Below are 14,248 nucleotides of genomic sequence, written 5' to 3' on the forward strand. Positions count from 1 at the left end.
CTTTTTTAGAGGGCTACAGCCGTGGCCCCTTGATCGCCGGCACGCTCACCCCCGCGTCCACCCCACCGCCCCCAGCGCACTCTCCCACCTCCGCCGCTCGCGCTCGGCCTCGGCGTCGTGCTCTCCGGCGTGCCAGAACCAGCAGGTGTCGACGGGCAGCTCCATGTCGCACACCAGATCGGCGATCTGGCGGTCGGTGAAGTCGGCGTAGGGAGCTTCGATGTGGATGCCCGGCACGTTGTGGCCGCCGGGCGTGCGGGCGTCGAGGGCGACGAGGCGGCCGATGAGCAGGGCGCGGTCGGCGATGGCGGCGACACGGTCGAGGTCGATGCTGTCGCCCAGCGCACCGCTGGCGGGCCACAGCACGCGCTCGTAGCCGAGCGACGCTGCGCCGTGCGTGGCGTGCAGCAGCTCGTGAGCCTCGCGCTGCGGCAGCGGCACCTCGAACGACACCGGGGGCTGGTCGTGCACTGGAATACCCAGCTGCTCGCACTGCCGCAGCACCGCCGCGGCCCGCCCGCGCGACGGTGCCGATGCGAAGAGCACGGCACCGACCGCGGCGGGTGTGCCCTTCTCGCCCGCGCCCAGCAGCGCCGCCTCCCGACACACGCCGCACACCAGCAGCGAGGCCATGCCGCCGTCGTGGAGGATCAACGTGCCGGGTGGAACCGGGTAGGGCGAGGCGCTCACGGCGTGCTCCCCTGCTGGTTGCGAGCGCCGCCGCCTGCCCGCTCGCCGGCGCCACCATCGCCGCCGCGGGGCGGCGCGATCCCGAACACCGCCGCGCCGTCCGCTTTCCGCGCCTTGTCGTAGAACGAGGCTGCGTCCAACTTGAGTTTCTTGAGGTCCTCCAGCCGCAGGTACATCATGTGCCCGCCCTTGTACCGGTGCACCTCCGCGTTGCCCCGCAGCGCGGGGTCGAGGCCGAGGTGGCTCACGGTGTAGTCGGCCGCGTAGAACGGCGTTGCCAGGTCGTAGTACCCGCAGGCCACCATCAGCCGCAGGCTGGGGTTGGTCGTCATCGCCCGCCGCAGGGTCTCGGCTGTTTCCGCGTAGCGGTTGTTCGCGCCGAGATTCCACGGCTGCACATTCCCGGTCAGGATCTCGTAGTTGAGGTCGGTCTCGTAGTTGAGCTCCTCGCGGACGTACTGGTTAAGGGCGCCGGTGAACGGCCCTTGAATCGCCGCGTAGCTGGGGTCGTAGTCGTACGTGTCGTTCACGCCGTCCTTGTCGATGCCCTTGTAGCGGGAGTCGAAGCGGCCGACGGTGCGGCCCTCGGAACGCAGTAGCTCCTTGGTGAACTGGTGGATGCGGATGCGGAGGTTGCTGCGGCGGATGAAGTCCTCCGACACGCCGGTCAGCTCCGCAAGACGCTTGACCACGCGGTCGCGTTCGCCGGGCGCGAGCGAATCGCCCTGCGCGAGGGCCGTCAGGTACTCCGTGCGGGCGAAGGTCTCGGCCTCCTTTACCGCGCCCTCGAGCGTCTCCGCCCAGCGGCCCTTGAGCTTGCCGTGATGCCACGCGGTGGCGGTGTACGTCGGCAGGAACAACCAATACGGCGTGTCGTTGCCATTGTCGAAGGCGATGGTCTGGAAGTGCAGCACGGGCGAGACGAGCACCACGCCGTTCACCGGCATGCCCAGCGAGTCCTGCAGGTGCCCCGCCAGCCCCGCGGCCCGCGTCGTGCCGTACGACTCGCCCACGAGGAACTTAGGGCTGCCCCATCGGTCCTCACGCACGCAGTACAGGCGGATGAACTCGCCCACCGCGGAGATGTCCTCTGAAAGGCCGTGGAACTGCTTGGCGTCCTCACCCTCGCGGGCCCGCGAGAAACCGGTGGAAACCGGGTCGATGAACACGAGGTCGGTGAAGTCCAGCCACGACCACTCGTTGTCGACGATCTTTGCCGGCGGCGGCAGCGGCTCGCCCTCGGGCCCGTAGTCCACCCGCCGCGGCCCCATGGTGCCCAGGTGCAGCCACACCGAGCTCGACCCCGGGCCGCCGTTGAACGCAAAGGTGATCGGGCGGGCGCCCAGCGACTTGTCGGCCTCGTCCAGCTGCTTGGTATACGCGATGAAGAACACCTCGGCCTTGACCCGGCCGGTGGCCTCGTCCTTCAGCGGCAGCCTGCCGGCCCGCGCGGTGTAGCGCGTGGCCTGCCCGCCGATGCTGACCGTGTGCTCGGTGGCGATCGGCGGGGGCGGCTCCTTTTTGGCCTTGTCCTCTTCCTTCTCGGGCTCGAGGGCAACGGCCGCGGGCGCGCCGGCGAGCGAGAGCAGCAGGGCGAGGGTGAGCAGAACAACCGAACGCGGCCCGTAGAGCTTCATGGGCGGCATGGTACCGCAAGCGAAGTGGCGGTGGGGGCGCGGGTGATTGCGTCAGGGTTCGACCGCTGCCAGGATCAGGGCTCCTCTTCGCCCTTCCACTCGGCCACCTTGTCCTCGAAGTCCTTCCCAAGATCGGGGAGGAACTCGGGGATGAACTCGCGCCCTTCGTTCTCTTCCGTGTACTTCTTCTCGGCCTTCGTGACCTCGCCGAGCTGATCATCGTTCAGCACCGCCTCGACTTTCAGGGCGTACTTGTCATCCAGCGACCGCCGCTCCTTGCGGATCGCGAAGAATGGCTCGTTCTCGTCGCGGGCCTCACCGATCCCCATCGATTCCAGGAAGTCGGCCGTGAGGGTACGGAACTTGTCGTCCGCGGCCGCGGCCCAGCGGAGGTTTACCGGCTCGGCCTCCGCGTGGTACGCCGCCAGTACGTCATCGAGCTTCTGCTTCTGCTCGGCGGAGATGTCCTGGCGGGCCTTGGCCACCTTGACCGCCCGCGTGACCTTCGACTCGCCCCAGATCCGCGGGAAGGTGCGGACGCGGACCTCCCTTTCGAACTTCGCACCCGCGTCGGCGGGCAGTAGCGCCGTGATCTCGCGGGCCGTCCGGCGGTTGAGGTCGCCGACGCGCTGGGAGATGTCGCGGAACTCCCCGAAGGCTTCCTTCATCTCCTTCTGCTGAGCTTCCGGATCAGGGCCCAGCTCCACCTCTCGGGCCATGATCTTGCGGAGCAGCCGCTCGCGCTCCAAGAGGATGCGGTCGGTCGTCTCCTCCCATTGCGTGAGCGCGCCGGTGATCTCCGGCGTCCGAGCCACATTGAGCGAGTCCAGCAGTGCGCCCGGGTCGATCGTCTCGCCAGGGGCGATCGTGAACACGCGGGCCTGCTCGCGCCGGCGTGCCCGCTCCACCAGCGTGAACTTGGCCTTCTGCTCGGGCGTGCACACCGCCTCGACATCCGTCAGCAGCGTCTTCTCCGCCGCGTCCAGGTTCTTCACGAACTCCGCGGTGACCCGCATCTGCTCCTTCTGGTACGTCGCCCAGTCGGGGTTCTCGCCGTCCATCATTGGGCGGAGCTTCTCGTTGGCCTTGCGGGCCTTGGTCATGGCGTCGCGGACCGACGAGCGGTAGCCCTGGTGCAGCGTCCGCACGGCCGTGAGCTGCTCGCCGTCGAACCCGACCTGCTTGCACGCTTGACTCAGCGTGCGCCAGCCGAAGGGCAGCGCCAGCGGCCCGGCCTGCTCGAAGATGCCCTGCTCTTCGTCCTCCTGGGCGTGCGCGGCGGGGGTTGCGAGCACGAGCACCGCAAGGAGCAGAGCGGACAGCACGGGACGGAGAAGTCGGGACAGCATGCGTCACCTCCGGGGCAGGACGATACTGCAAGCAGGACACCACGGATGCACCGCGGGACGGCGTGAGCATCAAAAACCGCGCCACACAACGAAAAGGCCCGCGCCTTGCGGCACGGGCCTTCGTGGGAATCAGGAACGGCGTGTTTCAGTCGCAGCCCGCCCCCGGGTTGCGGAAGCACGACAGGAACGTGTCAACGTCGCTCTGGTTGGTCTGGCCGTCGCCGTTCACGTCGGCGTCGCCGCTGTTGTACGCGACCAGGAACTTGGAGATGTCAGAGTCATCCACAAACCCGTCGTCGTTGAAGTCGCAGGGGCAGCCGGCGCACAGGCCGTCGGTGCACTGCGTGTGAGCGCCGAAGAACGTGCCGCCCGCCAGCTTGCACGCGGCCCGGGTCCGCTGCACGCACTCGGTGACGCCCGCGTCATTGGTGAGGCAGCACGCGCCCGTGGGCTGCGGGCAGCGGTCGGGCGTGCAGGCCGTGCCGTTGCCGTTGTAGCTGCCGCCGCGACGGGTGCACTCGGCCTCGGTCACGACGAAGCAGCGGTTGAGGCCCTCCACCATGACGCAGCAGGAGCCCGTCGCCGGGGCGCACGTGCCAACCGAGCACTGCGTGTTGTTGCCGCGGTAGGCGCCCTGGCGGGTTGTGCAGTCCGCCTCGGTGGTGATGACGCAGAACGTGCCGTTGGGCGTGGTGACGCAGCAGGCGCCACGGGGCGTCGGCGCCGGGCAGTTGGCCGTGGCGCAGGTGGTGCCCGCCCCCCGGAAGACGCCGCGGCGCATCGTGCAGTTGGCCTGCGTGGTGATGATGCAGAACGAGCCGTTGAAGCTGGGGATGCAGCAGGCCCCGGTCTGAGGGCTGGGGCAGGTGTCGGCGCCACAGGCGGTGCCGTTGCCGCGGTACACGCCGTTGTGGCTGGCGCAGTTCGCCTGTGTGGTCACGAAGCAGCTCACGCCGTTCGGCGTGGTGACGCAGCACGCGCCGGTCTCGGCCGGGGGCGCACAGGTGGTCGTGGTGCAGGCGGTGTTCGCCCCCCGCCACTGGCCCTGGCGGTTCGCGCAGTCGGCCTCTGTCGTGGTGATGCAGAAGATCGCCCCGCCCCCGGTCACGCAGCACGCGCCGGTGATCGCCGGCGTGCAGGTGGTGTTCGTGCACACCGTGCCGTTGCCGTGATAGGTGCCGCCCCCCGCAAGGCACTCGGCCTCCGTGCGGATGCCGCAGAACGTGCCGTTGGGCGTGGTCACGCAGCACGCGCCCGTCGGGGTGGGCGGTGCGCAGTTGGCGGTCGCACACGTGGTGCCGTTCCCGCGATACGTGCCGTTGTGGGTGGCGCAGTTGGCCTCGGTCGTGATCTGGCAGAAGGTGCCGTTGGGCGTGGTCACACAGCAGGCGCCGCTCGACGGCGGCGTGCACTGGGTCGTGTTGCAGTTGGTGCCATTGCCGCGGTACGTCCCGTTCACCGCGAGGCAGTCGGCCTCCGTCCGCACCTGGCAGAACGTGCCATTGGGCGTGGTGACACAGCACGCACCGAAGTTGGGCTGCGGGCAGTTGGCGGTCTGGCAGGTCGTGCCGTGCCCGCGGTACGTGCCGTTCTGCGCAACGCAGTTGGCCTCGGTGGTCACGATGCACCACACGGTCGCGTTCCCGGTGATGCAGCACGCGCCGGTTGCCGCCTGCGGGCACGTGGCCACGCCGCACGCCGTCCCGTTGCCGCGGTACGTGCCCTGGCGCACGCCGCAGTCAGCCTCGGTGGTCACCAGGCAGAACGTGCCGTTGGGCGTGGTCACGCAGCACGCGCCGGTGGGAGCAGTGGGGGCGCAGGTCGTGCTCGTGCAGGTGGTACCATTGCCGCGGTAGGTGCCGCTGTGCGAAGCGCAGTTCGCCTGCGTCATCACCTGGCAGAAGGTGCCGTTGGGCGTCGTGATGCAGCACGCGCCGGTGGTCGTTGTCGGCGAGCAGCTCGTGCTCGTGCACTGGGTCCCGTTGCCGCGGTACACGCCCTGGTGCGAGGCGCACTCGGCCTCTGTCAGCAGCATGCACGTGATCGCCCCGTTCGCGGCGATGCAGCACGCCCCCCGCTGGGTCGTGGTGGTGCAGATCCCGGCCGTGTTGCAGCTCGTCCCCGCCCCGCGCCAGTGGCCCTGGCGGACCAGGCAGTCGGACTCGGTGGTCTGGATACACGTCACACCCGCCGGCGACTGCACGCAGCACGCACCGTTGGTCTGCGCCATCGCGGGCGCACCCACGAGCAGCAGCGCCGCCCCGCACCACAACGACTTGATCCAAGACTTCATGGAAGCCTTCTCCTTTGCAATCCCCAAGCGAGAAAGGTGGGCACGGAAGAGGACACGAAGGACACCGCCGGCCCATGCCGGGCCGGGACTACAAGTCTAAATGAAAATGGCCGCGACGCGAACGCTGATTGCGTCGCGCGTCCGATTAATCGTCAAAGGCTTGCGGATGCTTCGGTTAGGACGCGGGAGTCTCGGGCCGCTCGGGCACGCCGCCCGCCGGCGCCTCCGGCCGCTCAACCGGCCTCTCCGCAGGGGCTTGCGCAGGCGGGGGCACCTCGTGCTCCTGGCTCAGCGCGCAATCGGCCGTCAGCGGCCGCCGCAGCACGTACTCGGGCGCCCGCCAGTACGACGGCGGGAACGAGTACACCTCCCGCCATGGCCAGTGTACCGCCATCCGCGCCGGCATCAAGACCGCGTCCCCGAACGCGTTGAACGGGTTCACCAGCCCCTCCAGCGCCTGCTCCGTCCGCGTCGGGCCCGAGAGCTCGAGGGCCGAGAGGGCCGTGGGGTGCTCGCCCCGCTGGCGGGCGGTGGTGTCGGTGAAGTGCAGCTCGGTCGTGTAGTTGCGCCGAGAAGCCACGCCATCAACCGGAACCGTGAACACCATCGGCCGCCAGTTCTCCCGCGTCAGCGAGACGACGGACGGCCCGTCGCTGGTCAGCGGCGCTTCCGGCCGCTCTTCGGCGCGGACAAGGTCGAGGTACACGGCCCCGCCGCGGGCGTTGTTCTCCGTCTGCCCGATCCACGGGCGCTCGTTCATCGTGGTCGAGCAGCCGGCGAGCAGGGTGATAGCGAGCGCGGCAGGAGCAAGCGGAGCACGGGGGGTGTTGATCACGTGGGAGTCCTGGGTCATTCGTCCTGAAACCCTAGCACACGCTGGACCGCCTCGCGGGCGGTTTCTTCCTCGTACCCGAGGCGTGCCAGGGCCGCCAGCAGGCGGCGGGCACGGGTGGGGGCGGGCAGTGATTCGGGCAGCCTGCCCGCGCGGTTCCGGGCGGCCTCCGTGGCACGGTCGAGCTCGCCCGTGGCGGTCGCGGCAGCGGTGGGGGAGAGACCCCTGGACTCGAGCTTCGCTGCGGCCGCGCTGGCGCTCAGGCCTTTCTGCTCCGCCCGCTGGGTGATGTTCTGCGTCAACGCTGCGTCATCCAGCCGCTTCTCGCGGGCGAGCTCCTCAATGGCGAGGTCGCACGCGTCCGCTCCGAAGCCCGCGGCCACCAGCCGCTCGCGCAGCTCGGCGCGGCTGCGGGCCTTCACCTTCAGAAGGGCAATCGCCTTCATCTTCGCCCTGAACGCCTCCGCCGCGAGCTCACACGCCGCGGCGAGCGGGCGTGTCCACTCCTGCCCCGGTTGGATAACGATCTGCTCCATCGCCGTTCGTGGCACCCGCGCCACCCGCTTCTCATCGGCGAAGATGCTCACCCAGCCGTCCTTAGTCGGGGCGACCTTCGTGACCGTGCCGAGGAAGTCGTGGTTGAACAGGTTCACTCGAGCTCGTCCAGCAGTCCCTGCAACTCCGACGCCGCGTGCCCGTCCTGGGCCTTTCGCGCGGCCGCCACACCCACCTTCGCCGTCGCGATGGCCTCCTCCACCCGCCCGGCATCCTGCAAGGCCCGCGCCTTGTGGAAGTACGCGTAGCAGTATGCCGGGTCAGCCCCCAGGCAGCGGTCGTAGAACTCCACCGCCCGCGCGGTGTCGCCCTGCTTCGCATACTCCTGCGCGATCCCGTACAGCACGAACGGGTCATTCGGGTCCGCCGCGAGCAGCCCCTGAAGCTTGGCGAGTCGTTCGCTCATACCGCAAGGATAGTGGCTCAGAAGAGGTCTTTCGTCCGTGGGTCCTCACGCAGGCGGTTGAGGGCCAGGTGCAAGCGCGACTTCACCGTGCCCTCCGCGATCCCCAGGGCCGCGCCCACTTCCTCGACCGACATCCCATCCACGATCCGCATCAGCAGCACCTCCAGCTGCGGCTGCGGCAGCCCCGCCAGCACCTCGCCCAGCGCCCCCTCCGGCACCCGCGGCCCCTCTGGCTCGGCCTCCTCCTCCGGCGGGTCACCCAGCACGATCCGCTTGTTCCGCCGCTTCACCGACAGTGCGATGTTCTTGACCACCGGGTAAAAGTACGTCGTCAGGCGCGCCGTGAGCCGGAACCCGGGGAACTGCGCCAGGAAGTAGGCGAAGGTCTCCTGGACCGCGTCAAGCGCACCATGATGGTCGGTGTAGCGCGTCGCGAGGTTGTACACCCACTCCTTGTGCCGCAGGTACAGCGGCTCGAAGGCCGCGTAATCGCCGCGGTTGAGCGCGGCGATCAGTTCCTGATCGCTCCGCGGATCGCCGCCCGGGTCAGATGTTGGCGGAGGGCGGCTCACTCGATCCTCGGGTCCACCCACCGGTACAGCACGTCCACGATCAGGTTGAACACGATCAGCATCGTCGCGAAGATCAGCACCACGCCGATGATCAGGAACAGGTCCTTGTTCTGCACGGCATTGACGAAGAACTTGCCCATCCCCGGGATCGAGAACACCCGCTCGACGACGAACGATCCCGTCATCGCCAGAGCCGTCGCCGGGCCCAGGTAGCTGAGCACGGGCAGAAACGCGTTCTTGAGCGCGTGCCGCAGCAGGATGCCCAGCTCGCTCACGCCCTTGGCCCGGGCCGTGCGGATGTAGTCGGCGTTCAGGCAGTCGAGCATGCCCATCCGCGTCAGGCGGGCGATGTACGCCGCGAAGGGCAGGCTCAGCGTGATCGTCGGCAGCACGGCGTGTTTGAGCTGCCCCCAGCCGTTCATCGGCAGCCACCCTAGCCACACCGCGAACGTCACCTGCAGCAGCGTGCCGATCACGAACGTCGGCAGGCTGATCCCCACCAGCGCGATCGCCAGCGTCGAGATGTCCGACAGTGAGTTGGGCCGCACCGCCCCGATCACGCCCGCCGTCAGCCCCAGCACCAGCGCCAGCAGGATGGCCGCGCCGCCGAGCGTCATCGAGACCGGCAGCGAGCCACCGATGATCTCGTTCACGTTGCGGTCGCGGTACTGGAGCGAGGGGCCCAGGTCGAACACGTGCCGCTGCGGCGGCGCGATCCCCGCGCTCAGCGCCTTCTCGCGCTCGGCCGCGAGCCGCCCGCTGGCTCTATCCGAGAGGTACTGCACGCCCGAAGCGTTCTTGAGGTACGAGCCGTAGAACGACCAGAAGCTGTCGAGGTGGTACTGCCGCTGCATCGCCTCCGCGACCTCCGGCGGCGGGCGGCGGCCCTCGGGGTTCTCCAGCGGATTACCCGGCACCGCCCACGCCAGCGCCAGCGTGAGCGTGTAGATCACCGCGAGGATGATGGGCAGCTGCACCAGCCGCCGCAGCACAAGGCCGAGCATGCGGCGAGCTTATCGGAAAAGCAAGACGCCGAGACTGAGGAGTCTTCGACGAAGTCTCGGATCAGGCGCCAGTCGCGCCCGGTCCGAGACTTCGCCCAGAGCGGCTCAGTCTCGGCGTCTGGTTGTCAAAACCTCGGGAATCAGTAATCGTAGCCGCTGTAGTACCGCCGCTCCACCACCACGCTCGGACGCGGGCGGTAGTAGTGCCGCTCGTAGTACACCGTGCTCGGCTCGGAGTAGTAGTACGTGTTGCCGCCGTAGTACGCCGGGCGCGAGGCGTTGCGGGCGTTCTGGTCGCCGATGATGGCGCCGCCCAGGCCGCCAGCCACCGCGCCGATCACGGCGCCCTTGCCGGCGTTGCCCGACAGGCTGCCGATCGCGAGCCCCGACAGGGCGCCCAGGCCCGCGCCGCTCGCACCGCCCTCGAGGGCGTTGCTGCAGCCGGTCAGGGCGAACGCGGACGTCAGGGCGGTCGCGGCCAGGGCGAATGTGCGGGTCGTCTTGTTCATGAGGCTGCTCCTTCTTCCGTGGTTGCGCCGGGCCGCTCTCAGCGGGGCCGCGGGGCGCGGGTGCAGGCTGGTACAAGTATATGACGTACCAACTTAAACGATTGTTCCATACGAACATTGCCCGTGCATCGCGGAATTCTGCCTGTTTGTAGGGGTTCTGTGGGGTTCCCCGGGGCTGTCCGCCCAGACGTCACCCCAACGGGCAACCCAGGAAGGCTAGTTCCAGCTCATCCCCTTGGGCCAGTCCTGTGGCCGCTGGTCACCCGCCCGCCGTATCAGGTCCGACAGATGCTCCAGCTCGTGCATGATCAGCTTGGCGCGGCTCTGGATGCTCGCCTCTGCCAGCAGCTTGTACCGCAGCCCCTGGTCGGTGATCAGCATGAACGACACCAGCTCCAGCAGTGGGGCCGTGGGGACCTCCTCGTTCCGCACGAACTCCAGCACCGGCTCCGCGGCCACGAGCTGCGTCAGCGGCCCCTCCGCCAGCATCTCGCAGATCTTCGTGCGGACCTCCGACAGCCCCTCGGGCTCGGGCGGCGGCGGCAGACCAAGGTCCGGCTCCTCGCCGGTCTCCTCGTCCTCCTCGTCGGCCTCGATCTCGCTCACCACCATCGTGGTCGGGTCCAGCCCCACCGGCTCCAGCATCGCCAGCCGGTACAGCCGCCCCTCTTCCATCGGCAGCTCGTGGATGATCCGGGCGCGGCAGACGCCCTGCACCAGCACGTTGTAACGCCCGTCGGCGAGCTTCTCGTGCTGCACGATCTGCCCCACGCACACGGCGGGGCGCAGCGGTGGCCGCCCGTGGTAGTTCTGCTTCCACTGGTCGCCCGCGAACACCGCCATCGCGATCTGCCCGGAACCGTCGAGCGCGTGCTCCACCATTTGCCGGTAACGCTCCTCGAACACGTGCAGCGGCAGCAGCTGCTGCGGCAGGAGCGTCACGGCGTCGAGCGGGAACAGCGGCATCGCCTTGCCGAAGTTGACCTGGATGGAGTTCTCACCTGACATTGGGTTGGGACGGGATGGTAGGGTCTGCGTTCGCACCGGGGGGCTGCCGGCGCGGGGTGATACCGGCTGGAGGCGCCCCCCGCTGCAGGCCTGCACGCTCGCGGCCGACGCCCCTTCGGGCTGACGCCGCACGCTAAGGTTCCGTCATGGCACGCACCCCGTCGACGATGGCCCTGGACATCGGCACCGTGGCCCCGGACTTCACGCTACCCGACTACTCCAGCCAGGAGAGGGCGGGGCGGCTTGTCTCGCTGGCGGAGGCCGCGCAGGGCCGGCCGCTGGTGGTGATGTTCCTCTGCAACCACTGCCCGTTCGTCAAGCACGTGCGTGCGGAGATCGCCAACCTCGCCCGCAAGCTGGAGGGGCGCGTCAGCTTCGTCGCCATCAACCCCAACGACGTCACCAACTACCCCGACGACCGCCCGGAGAAGATGATCGAGGAGGCCGCGAGCGCGGGGTACACCTTCCCGTACCTCTACGACGAGTCGCAGGCCGTCGCCAAGGCCTACCACGCCGCCTGCACGCCCGACTTCTACCTGCTCGACACTGACGGCAGGCTCCGCTACCGCGGCCAGCTCGACGACAGCCGCCCGGGCAACGGCCTGCCCGTCACCGGCAAAGACCTTCGCATCGCCATCGACGCGGTGCTCCAGAACGAGGACCCGCCGCTGCCGCAGTTCCCGAGCCTTGGCTGCAACATCAAGTGGAAGGCGGGGAACGAGCCGGAGTATTACCTCAACCCTTGAGTGTCACGGCCGTGCTCCGACGGTCGTGTTTGACGTCACGCCCGCCCATACGCCGACACCACCGCCCCGCGCGTCGTCTGGTTCATCGGCGAAGCCAGGAAGCAGATCGTCCTCGCCACCTCGTGCACCTTGGGCCACGTGGAGTAATCCGCCTTGGGCATCGCCGCGCGGTTCGCGGGCGTGTCCATGATCGACGGTGCCACCGCGTTCACCCAGATGCCCTCGGGCGCGACCTCCGCCGCGAGCGATTCGGTGAGTGCACACACCGCCGCCTTCGCCGACGTGTACGCCGTCATGTTCGCCCCCAGCGCCGGCACCAGGCCCGGACGCGACGCGGTGTTCACGATCCGCCCGCCCGCGCCGCCCTGCCCGCGCATCGCCCGCACCGCCTCGCGGCTGCACAGGAACGCCGTAAGGACGTTCATTTCCCACTGCGCCCGGAAGTCCTGCCCTGTCACCGTGTCAATCGGCGCGTACGCGAACCCGCCCGCTACGTGCACCGACGCCCACAGCCGCGGCCCCCCGCCCGTGTCCCCGAACTGCCGGTAGAAGTCCACCGTGCTCTGCTCGTCGGTGAGGTTCACCCCCGCGACGATCCGAACGCGGTCAGAGCTCTTGTACGGGAACTTCGCCAGCTCGCTCTCTGAGAAGCACGGGATGTGGCACGTGGCCCCCTGGTCCACGAGCTGCTCGACCACCGCGGTGCCAAGCGCGCCCGTGCCGCCGGTGACGACGACGTGGAGCGAGTTGAAGTCCAGGGCCATGGCGTGTGTTCCCGCAGGCTGAACCGCGCCGGCTACCACCGCTCCTCATCAACAACGCCGTCGACGATCAGCATGGTGTCCAGCATCGAGACCAGCTCGTGCACAATGTAGCGGGTCTGCTTGCCGGCGCGGTCGAGGACGACGCGCCGGGTCGCGCGATCGCCCACGGGGCGGATCAGGTCGAGGCTGCCGGGCACCCCATGGTCCCACAGGATGCGGCGGAACTCCGTCGAGGCCCTCGCCTCGTCGAACGTCCGCACACCCAGCAGCCGCAGCAGCGCCGGGTTCGCATCCATCAGCTCGCCGTAGATCGTCGCCCGGTAGATGCCCACGTTCAGCCTGTCGAACAGGTTGCGGTACCGCGCCTCCAGGTCCGCCGCCTTCCGCAGCGCCGCACGGTGCGATAGCGCCCCCCGCACGGCCAGCGGCAGGCGGGCCGCGTGCCGCGCGCCCTTCAGCACGTAGTCGTCCAGCCCCAGCTTCATCCCCTCGACCGCCACCTCCTGCGAGCCCGAATCCGTGAACATAACGATCACGGCGTCCGGCCGCAGCTCGCGGGCGGTGGCGAGCACCTTGAGCCCGTCCGACCAGCGGAGCTGAAAGTCAGTGATCATCACGTGGAAGCGGCGGCGGGAGAACTCGTCCTTGAGGCTCTCGGGGTCCCCGCACTCGATAAACCGCGCTTCCGGGAACTCGCCCGCGAGCTCGCGCAAGGCGAGGGCGCGGTCGTCGGCGCTGTCGTCAACGAGCACGATGCAGAGCGGCTGCTGTGGCTGTGTCGCCATGGCTACTCGTTCACCTCCGGCACTGCCCCCATGATGAACCAGTACATGTTCAAGGTTTGTATCACCTGAACAAGACCATCGATGCTTACGGGCTTAAGAAGATATGAACTCGCCCCGAGCTCGAACGCCCGGTTGACGTCCGGGGCCTCGCGTGACGATGTCAGCACCACCACAGGCAGCCGCCGCAGCGGCGTCGGCTGCGCCCGGATCCACTCCAGCACCTCGTGCCCGTTCTTCCGCGGCATCTTCAGATCCAGCAGGAGCATCACCGGCATCGGGTTGGCCTGGCGGTCCGCGTACGGCCCGGCCCCCGCGAGGTACTCCACCGCCTGCTGCCCATCGCGCACCACGTGCAGCGGGTTCGCCACCCTCGCCTTCTTGAACGCACGCTGGATGAGCAGGACGTCATCCTCCTCATCCTCGGCCACGAGGATCGACCCGGTGGTGGGGGGCGCTGCCGACGATGCTGTGAACTGCGTCATGCCGCTTCTCCGCTTGGGAGCTCGAACCAGAACGTGCTGCCCGCGCCGGGGGCCGACTCCAGGCCCACCCGCCCGCCCATCCGCTCCACCCCCTTGCGCACGATCGCCAGGCCGATGCCCGTGCCGGGATACGTGCGGTCGTCGTGCACGCGCTGGAAGATCCCGAACAGCCGCGATTGCGCCTCCTTCGGGATGCCGATGCCGTTGTCCTCGAACCAGAGCCGAATGCCGTCGTCCGTGACCTCGCTCCAGATCCGCACGCGCGGCAGCCGGCCGGGCGCGACGAACTTCACCGCGTTGTCGAGCAGGTTGGTGATGCACTGCGTCAGCGACGCCTCGTGGCCGCGCACCGGCTCGAACCTCCCCTCCACGAAGATCTCCGCGTTCGGCGCCTGCAGCTCGGGGCGTTCGTCGATGATCTGCCGCAGCAGTTGCTCGACGTCGACGCGATTGAGCGCCACCGGCTGCCGCGTCACGCGCGTGTAGGTGAGCACGTCCTGAATCAGCCGGTCCAGCCGGCTGGCCGCGTTGATTGTTTTCTTGAGCAGCTCCTGCTCCTGCGGGCCGAGCTTGTCGCCCGCGTCGGCGAGCACGATCTGCGAGAATCCCTGGATCG

16 protein-coding genes are annotated in these 14,248 nt (G+C 68.9%); 1 reads left to right on the forward strand and 15 read right to left on the reverse strand.

Features of this window, described 5'->3' with window-relative positions; translation table 11 throughout:
* Positions 1-45: 45 nt before the first annotated feature.
* The 11 genes from VD997_03640 to VD997_03690 all read right to left on the reverse strand — a co-directional run bounded on the left by VD997_03640 (position 46) and on the right by VD997_03690 (position 10,855).
* Positions 46-690 (reverse strand): hypothetical protein, encoded by a 645-nt coding sequence (locus tag VD997_03640; protein ID HYE61066.1) that lies wholly within the window; start codon positions 688-690, stop codon positions 46-48.
* Complete coding sequence (locus VD997_03645) at positions 687-2,327, reverse strand: hypothetical protein (protein ID HYE61067.1); 1,641 nt, start codon at positions 2,325-2,327, stop codon at positions 687-689. Before VD997_03645 ends, VD997_03640 begins: the two co-directional genes overlap by 4 nt.
* 74 nt (positions 2,328-2,401) lie before the next feature.
* A complete protein-coding gene (locus VD997_03650; GenBank protein ID HYE61068.1) occupies positions 2,402-3,676 on the reverse strand; it encodes a hypothetical protein in 1,275 nt (424 codons plus the stop codon).
* 145 nt (positions 3,677-3,821) lie between these two features.
* A complete protein-coding gene (locus VD997_03655) occupies positions 3,822-5,969 on the reverse strand; it encodes a hypothetical protein (GenBank protein HYE61069.1) in 2,148 nt (715 codons plus the stop codon).
* Positions 5,970-6,144: 175 nt separating this feature from the next.
* Positions 6,145-6,822 carry a hypothetical protein gene (locus tag VD997_03660; protein ID HYE61070.1) on the reverse strand — a complete coding sequence of 226 codons (678 nt, stop codon included), beginning with the start codon at positions 6,820-6,822 and terminating at the stop codon, positions 6,145-6,147.
* On the reverse strand, positions 6,819-7,454 hold the full coding sequence (locus VD997_03665; GenBank protein HYE61071.1) for a RecX family transcriptional regulator: 636 nt from the start codon (positions 7,452-7,454) through the stop codon (positions 6,819-6,821). Before VD997_03665 ends, VD997_03660 begins: the two co-directional genes overlap by 4 nt.
* Entirely contained in the window at positions 7,451-7,762 is a 312-nt protein-coding gene (locus tag VD997_03670; protein ID HYE61072.1) for a tetratricopeptide repeat protein, read from the reverse strand. Before VD997_03670 ends, VD997_03665 begins: the two co-directional genes overlap by 4 nt.
* Before the next feature lie 17 nt (positions 7,763-7,779).
* A complete protein-coding gene (locus VD997_03675) occupies positions 7,780-8,334 on the reverse strand; it encodes a sigma-70 family RNA polymerase sigma factor (protein HYE61073.1) in 555 nt (184 codons plus the stop codon).
* A complete protein-coding gene (locus VD997_03680) occupies positions 8,331-9,338 on the reverse strand; it encodes an ABC transporter permease (GenBank protein ID HYE61074.1) in 1,008 nt (335 codons plus the stop codon). Before VD997_03680 ends, VD997_03675 begins: the two co-directional genes overlap by 4 nt.
* A 140-nt stretch (positions 9,339-9,478) precedes the next feature.
* Positions 9,479-9,847: a glycine zipper domain-containing protein gene (locus tag VD997_03685; protein HYE61075.1), complete on the reverse strand. Its 369-nt coding sequence runs from the start codon at positions 9,845-9,847 to the stop codon at positions 9,479-9,481.
* Between the two features lie 216 nt (positions 9,848-10,063).
* Positions 10,064-10,855 (reverse strand): LON peptidase substrate-binding domain-containing protein, encoded by a 792-nt coding sequence (locus VD997_03690; GenBank protein HYE61076.1) that lies wholly within the window; start codon positions 10,853-10,855, stop codon positions 10,064-10,066.
* Between the two features lie 146 nt (positions 10,856-11,001).
* Here VD997_03690 and VD997_03695 point away from each other — a divergent pair, with 146 nt between their 5' ends.
* Positions 11,002-11,601: a thioredoxin family protein gene (locus tag VD997_03695; GenBank protein HYE61077.1), complete on the forward strand. Its 600-nt coding sequence runs from the start codon at positions 11,002-11,004 to the stop codon at positions 11,599-11,601.
* 35 nt (positions 11,602-11,636) lie between these two features.
* Here VD997_03695 and VD997_03700 read toward each other — a convergent pair whose 3' ends face one another.
* The 4 genes from VD997_03700 to VD997_03715 form a co-directional block, all read right to left on the reverse strand.
* Entirely contained in the window at positions 11,637-12,365 is a 729-nt protein-coding gene (locus VD997_03700) for an SDR family NAD(P)-dependent oxidoreductase (GenBank protein ID HYE61078.1), read from the reverse strand.
* 32 nt (positions 12,366-12,397) lie between these two features.
* Positions 12,398-13,150 (reverse strand): response regulator, encoded by a 753-nt coding sequence (locus tag VD997_03705; GenBank protein HYE61079.1) that lies wholly within the window; start codon positions 13,148-13,150, stop codon positions 12,398-12,400.
* 2 nt (positions 13,151-13,152) lie between these two features.
* Positions 13,153-13,632, reverse strand: coding sequence for a response regulator (locus VD997_03710; protein HYE61080.1), 480 nt, complete (start codon positions 13,630-13,632; stop codon positions 13,153-13,155).
* The coding region (locus VD997_03715; protein ID HYE61081.1) for a HAMP domain-containing sensor histidine kinase at positions 13,629-14,248 on the reverse strand (620 nt) is incomplete at its 5' end. The genes VD997_03710 and VD997_03715, both read right to left, overlap by 4 nt.

Source organism: Phycisphaerales bacterium (genome assembly GCA_035627955.1).
GTDB lineage: Bacteria > Planctomycetota > Phycisphaerae > Phycisphaerales > UBA1924 > JAEYTB01.

Excerpts from the sequence above, each read along its gene's own strand:
- VD997_03645 (HYE61067.1), bottom strand. The coding sequence starts at position 2,327 with ATGAAGCTCTACGGGCCGCGTTCGGTTGTTCTGCTCACCCTCGCCCTG.
- VD997_03650 (HYE61068.1), bottom strand. The coding sequence starts at position 3,676 with ATGCTGTCCCGACTTCTCCGTCCCGTGCTGTCCGCTCTGCTCCTTGCG.
- VD997_03655 (HYE61069.1), bottom strand. The coding sequence starts at position 5,969 with ATGAAGTCTTGGATCAAGTCGTTGTGGTGCGGGGCGGCGCTGCTGCTC.
- VD997_03660 (HYE61070.1), bottom strand. The coding sequence starts at position 6,822 with ATGACCCAGGACTCCCACGTGATCAACACCCCCCGTGCTCCGCTTGCT.
- VD997_03670 (HYE61072.1), bottom strand. The coding sequence starts at position 7,762 with ATGAGCGAACGACTCGCCAAGCTTCAGGGGCTGCTCGCGGCGGACCCG.
- VD997_03680 (HYE61074.1), bottom strand. The coding sequence starts at position 9,338 with ATGCTCGGCCTTGTGCTGCGGCGGCTGGTGCAGCTGCCCATCATCCTC.
- VD997_03685 (HYE61075.1), bottom strand. The coding sequence starts at position 9,847 with ATGAACAAGACGACCCGCACATTCGCCCTGGCCGCGACCGCCCTGACG.
- VD997_03690 (HYE61076.1), bottom strand. The coding sequence starts at position 10,855 with ATGTCAGGTGAGAACTCCATCCAGGTCAACTTCGGCAAGGCGATGCCG.
- VD997_03695 (HYE61077.1), top strand. The coding sequence starts at position 11,002 with ATGGCACGCACCCCGTCGACGATGGCCCTGGACATCGGCACCGTGGCC.
- VD997_03700 (HYE61078.1), bottom strand. The coding sequence starts at position 12,365 with ATGGCCCTGGACTTCAACTCGCTCCACGTCGTCGTCACCGGCGGCACG.
- VD997_03705 (HYE61079.1), bottom strand. The coding sequence starts at position 13,150 with ATGGCGACACAGCCACAGCAGCCGCTCTGCATCGTGCTCGTTGACGAC.
- VD997_03710 (HYE61080.1), bottom strand. The coding sequence starts at position 13,632 with ATGACGCAGTTCACAGCATCGTCGGCAGCGCCCCCCACCACCGGGTCG.